The 5162-nt window shown below is 32.0% G+C and carries 5 protein-coding genes; 1 reads left to right on the top strand and 4 read right to left on the bottom strand.

What is annotated here, in order from left to right; translation table 11 throughout:
• Positions 1 to 158: 158 nt before the first annotated feature.
• The 4 genes from FPG59_RS13770 to FPG59_RS13755 form a co-directional block, all read right to left on the bottom strand.
• Positions 159 to 1793: an ABC-F family ATP-binding cassette domain-containing protein gene (locus FPG59_RS13770; protein WP_086455159.1), complete on the bottom strand. Its 1635-nt coding sequence runs from the start codon at positions 1791 to 1793 to the stop codon at positions 159 to 161.
• 266 nt (positions 1794 to 2059) lie between these two features.
• Positions 2060 to 2908 carry an alpha/beta hydrolase gene (locus tag FPG59_RS13765; protein WP_086455158.1) on the bottom strand — a complete coding sequence of 283 codons (849 nt, stop codon included), beginning with the start codon at positions 2906 to 2908 and terminating at the stop codon, positions 2060 to 2062.
• A gap of 124 nt (positions 2909 to 3032) precedes the next feature.
• Positions 3033 to 4208, bottom strand: coding sequence for a GlmU family protein (locus FPG59_RS13760; RefSeq protein WP_086455157.1), 1176 nt, complete (start codon positions 4206 to 4208; stop codon positions 3033 to 3035).
• 146 nt (positions 4209 to 4354) lie between these two features.
• A complete protein-coding gene (locus FPG59_RS13755; protein WP_086455156.1) occupies positions 4355 to 4606 on the bottom strand; it encodes a type B 50S ribosomal protein L31 in 252 nt (83 codons plus the stop codon).
• A gap of 242 nt (positions 4607 to 4848) precedes the next feature.
• Between FPG59_RS13755 and FPG59_RS13750 the strand changes: the two genes are divergently transcribed.
• Positions 4849 to 5162: DUF4199 family protein (locus FPG59_RS13750; RefSeq protein WP_140344670.1), on the top strand; the 314-nt coding region annotated here is incomplete at its 3' end.

The following is a 5162-nucleotide window of genomic DNA, read 5'->3' as shown; positions in this document are numbered from 1 at the left end:
TTGCGAATCTGCGGTTTATTAATTTTTTTTGAAATATTCCACCGCAAATTCGCAGATTTAAAATTATTTATATTTACAGATCATCAATAAAATTTGCTAAGTAACAGTAAATCACTTGCGATATTTTTTTCAACTTCCACACTGTTTTGATTGCTATTCTATTTCTCGATTTCACGCATATTTTCCATTTTCTTATTTGCTAAGAAACCACTAATATCTTCAAAGTGCTCTACAACACGTTTGTTCCCAAATTCAAAGACCTTTGTTGCTAATCCGTCAAGGAAATCACGATCATGCGAAACCAAAATTAAAGTACCATCAAAATCACGTAAAGCATCTTTGATAATGTCTTTGGTTTTCATATCTAAATGATTTGAAGGCTCATCCAGAATTAATAAATTCACTGGCTCTAGCAACAATTTAATCATCGCCAAACGCGTTTTCTCTCCACCTGAAAGTACTTTTACTTTTTTGGTCACATCGTCACCATGAAACATGAACGCACCTAAGATATTTTTAATTTGAGTTCGCACATCACCTACTGCAATGCCGTCAATTGTTTCAAAAATAGTAGCATTTTCATCTAATAAAGCAGCTTGGTTTTGAGCAAAATAACCAATTTGGGCGTTGTGCCCAATTTCTACACTTCCAGAATCAATACCAATTTCTTTCATGATAGCTTTGATCATGGTCGATTTACCTTCACCATTTTTACCTACAAAGGCTACTTTTTGACCTCTTTCGATCACTAAATTTGCATCTTTAAAAACCACATGATCGCCATACGATTTTGACATTTCTTTCACTATGACAGGATATTGTCCGGAACGAGCTGCTGGCGGAAATTTCAAACGCAAAGCAGAAGTATCAACCTCATCTACTTCAACAATAACTAATTTTTCTAACATTTTAACTCGTGATTGAACTGCATCTGTCTTAGAGAAAGTACCACGAAATCTATCAATAAAAGCTTGATTGTCTGCTATAAATCGCTGTTGCTCATCATACGCTTTTTGCTGGTGAATACGACGGTCTTTGCGCAATTCTAAGTAATGCGTATACTTGGCTTTGTAGTCGTAAATACGTCCCATTGTTACTTCAATAGTACGATTGGTAATATTATCTACAAAAGCTCTATCGTGCGAAATTACCACAACTGCTTTGGCTGAATTAATCAAAAAGTCTTCTAACCATTGAATACTTTCGATATCCATGTGGTTAGTAGGCTCATCTAATAAAATTAAATCCGGTTTTCTCAAAAGAATTTTAGCCAACTCAATTCGCATTCTCCATCCTCCTGAAAACTCCGAAGTTTGACGACTGAAATCAGCACGTTCAAAACCCAAACCAGTTAAGATTTTCTCTACTTCGGCTTCGTAATTGACTTCTTCAATGGCGTAAAACTTCTCGCTTAAGTCTGAAACTCTTTCGATTAATTTCATATACGCATCACTTTCATAATCCGTTCGAATAGTCAACTGCTCGTTGATTTCATCAATCTCGGCTTTCATTTGAAAAATTTCGCCAAAAGCTTTTGATGCTTCCTCCATAACAGTAGCACCATCAGTTGTTAACAAATGCTGAGGCAAATAAGCTACTACTGCATCTTTTGGCGCAGAGATATTTCCTGTTGAAGGCTTACTTTGTCCTGCAATAATTTTAAGTAAGGTAGATTTACCCGCGCCATTTTTACCCATAAGGGCGATTTTGTCATTTTCATTAATGGCAAAAGAAACATCACTAAAAAGCGTTGTACCACCAAATTGCACCGAAATATCGTTTACTGTAATCATTATTTGAGTTTAAAGTTTAATGTTCAAAAGTATAAAGGATTCCATATTATATGAAACCGTTTTTTTGAAGGTGCAAAGATAGATTAAATACAGAATTAGGCAATTGATATTTTTAATACTAATTTCGAAAAGGAAGATTTACTTAGAAAATTAAAATATCTACAAAGCAAATTGAGTTTAGACAGCAATAATACCAAGATGAGACCGAAAAAACCATACTATATAATGTATCATAAAAATGATTCGTACTAAAAATATAATAGTTGTCATTTTTCATCATTTTGTAATCTCAAATTATTATCATATTGTTTAGACAATATTCTAGATAATTCTGAAATATACTCTACATTCTCATTCATACCAATATGCCCTTGATCTTTTAAAACATAAAAGTGATCCGTTGGTTTCAATAGCTTACTTAATCTTACAGAGTTGGAAATAGGAATTATTCTATCCAATTCTCCATGAAAAATATAAATAGGCGCTTTAACTTTTGTTATAAACTTATTAGTTTCAAATTTAAATTTCTTTAAAAAATCAGGGACAAATGGAACTCTAGAATCAGAATATTCTAAAAAATTATAATAAGGAGACTGTAAAATCAGACTTTTAGGATTTGATATCGAAGATAAATAAACAGCCGGACCAGTACCTATTGAATAACCTATTACAATTATTTTGTCTTCGTGATATCTCGATAACATTTTTTGATAAGCAAACAAAACGTCCTTATAAACATGTCCTTCATTTTCAATTACACCTTCACTTTTTCCGAATCCTCTGTAATCCAAAATAAAAATATCATATCCCAGATTATTATAATTACTGGCAATATCCCCCCAAGTATCAAGACCACCTGAATTTCCATGCAAATAAAACAGTAGGCCTTTAGATTCTTCAACCTTAAATAAAATACCGTGCAACTTGATACTATCTGACGATGGAATAACTATCTCTTCAAAATCTCCTTCAAATTCAAAATTATAATCTCTTGGGAGTTTTGATGCATTAAAAACCATTTCGCCTTGACATAGATAAACATAAATAATGATCAACAAGTAGATAAATCCCAAAAAACCAAAAAGGGTAAACGTTACGAACTTTAATGTCTTCATCAAATCAAATTTTTAATAAAGGTACTTCAAAAACTGATGGAATAAAAAAACCGCAAATTCACGAATTTAAAATTTGCGAATTAGCAGTTATTTAATGGCTTTTTATTTTTCAAACAAGAAGTATTTATTCTTTTCTCCACTTTTTAGTTTCCTCAAAAACATGTTCTAAAATAGCCGCTTCTCTTTCATCAAACTCTATATCTCTGCGGCTCATAACTAATCGGGCTGTTTCAAAAGCTTTTTTAGTAATGTACGTTGTAAATCCAGCTGCACCACCCCATGAAAAACTTGGTACAAAATTGCGTGGAAAACCACTTCCAAAAACATTAGCACTCACACCTATCACTGTTCCTGTATTGAACATCGTATTGATACCACATTTACTATGATCGCCCATCATTAAACCACAAAACTGAAGTCCTGTTTTAACAAATCCCTCTGTTTCATAGCTCCATAATTTTACTTCCTCATAATTGTTTTTCAAATTAGAGTTGTTGCTATCGGCACCTATATTACACCATTCTCCAAGAACCGAATTTCCTAAAAATCCATCATGACCTTTATTAGAATATCCAAATAAAACTGAATTATTAATTTCCCCACCTACTTTAGAATATGGTCCAACAGTGGTTGCACCATAAATTTTGGTCGCTAATTTCACCTTTGCATTATCACATAAAGCAAATGGACCTCTAATCACAGAGCCTTCCATAATTTCTGCATCCTTACCTATATAAATAGGACCTGTAGATGCGTTCAAAGTTACAAACTCTAACTTTGCTCCTTCCTCAATAAATATATTCTCGGGTGCAATTACATTTACACTCTTCGGAATGGGTTGTGATTGCCTGTCTTCGGTTAAAAATTCAAAATCTTCTCGAATGGCAGCATCATTTTTAGCAAAAATATCCCATGGATTATGAACCGTCAAACAATCTTCATTATACTCTATTATCTCATAAGTATCAAAATCTACTTCTTCTTGTTCTTCTGTAGTGTAAAAAGCAATTACTTCATCTCCTTTAAAAATAGCTTGATTAGGCTCTAAGTTGCTTACCATCTCTGCTAAAACCGCATTAGGAAGATACGAAGCGTTAATCATTACATTGACTTCAAGTTCCACCATTGGATATTTTTCTGATAAATATTCCTCTGTAAGCGTTGTGGTAGTTGACCCTAGATGCAATTCCCATTTTTGTCTAATAGTCATGATACCAATCAAGATATCAGCAACAGGACGAGTAAATGTAAAAGGCAACAAGGCATTTCTTGAAGGTCCGTCAAAAAGGATGTAATTCATAGTGTAGATTATTTATAAGTATATCGGTGTCAACTTCACCTGCATGTTTCTAATATTGACTTCAAAGTTACAAAGTTTTCAAATAAATAGCATAAAAAAAGCCTTTCATAAAGAAAGGCTTTGCTATTGTAAAAAACAAGTTAAAATTATTTAACGTGTTTAGCGTATTTAGTTTTGAATTTATCAATACGTCCTGCAGTATCGATAAGTTTAGATTTACCTGTGTAAAAAGGGTGAGATGTTCTAGAGATCTCCATTTTTACAACTGGGTATTCAACACCATCAACAGTTATTGTTTCTTTAGTATCTGCAGTAGATTTAGTAATAAAAACTTCTTCATTTGACATGTCTTTGAAGGCTACTAATCTGTAATTTTCTGGGTGAATTCCTTTTTTCATCTTGTAAATCTTTTTTATTTGTTAATTATAAGTTGATTTGAAGCTTTTCTTTTTACAGAAAAGGTATAAACTCCTCATAACTTTTTGTTTTTATACTTTTATTTTGAGTCTGCAAATTTACACTATTTTTTCAATAAACAAATCTTTGTTTCACTTTTTTTATATGAACTCAAAAAACGTTTTTTAGTGTTGAATATATTGGGAATTGTTATATTTGTAGATTAATTTTAAAACTAACTAAAATGATCAACGAAATTATTAAAAAAAACGCAGTTAAATACGGTATTATTTCTGCTTTATTTGGAGTTTTCGCAACCACATTTATGTATGTGATTGACATAAATTTATTTGTAAACATCGGTCTTGGATTTGGAATTCTTGGTGTATATTTATTAATAGGTATCATTTTACTAAGCGCTACAAAAAAAGAAATGCAAAACAAATTTTCTTATAAAGAAGCGTTTACTACATACTTTTTATCAGCATTGATTGGAATTACCATATCAACTGCATTTAGCTTACTTCTTTTTAATGTAATCGATACTGAAGCTAGAGA

Origin of the sequence: Flavobacterium sp. FPG59, assembly GCF_002150205.1 — a bacterium.
In the GTDB taxonomy this organism is placed as follows: Bacteria; Bacteroidota; Bacteroidia; order Flavobacteriales; family Flavobacteriaceae; genus Flavobacterium.
This window is presented reverse-complemented; position numbering and strand designations above follow the sequence as displayed.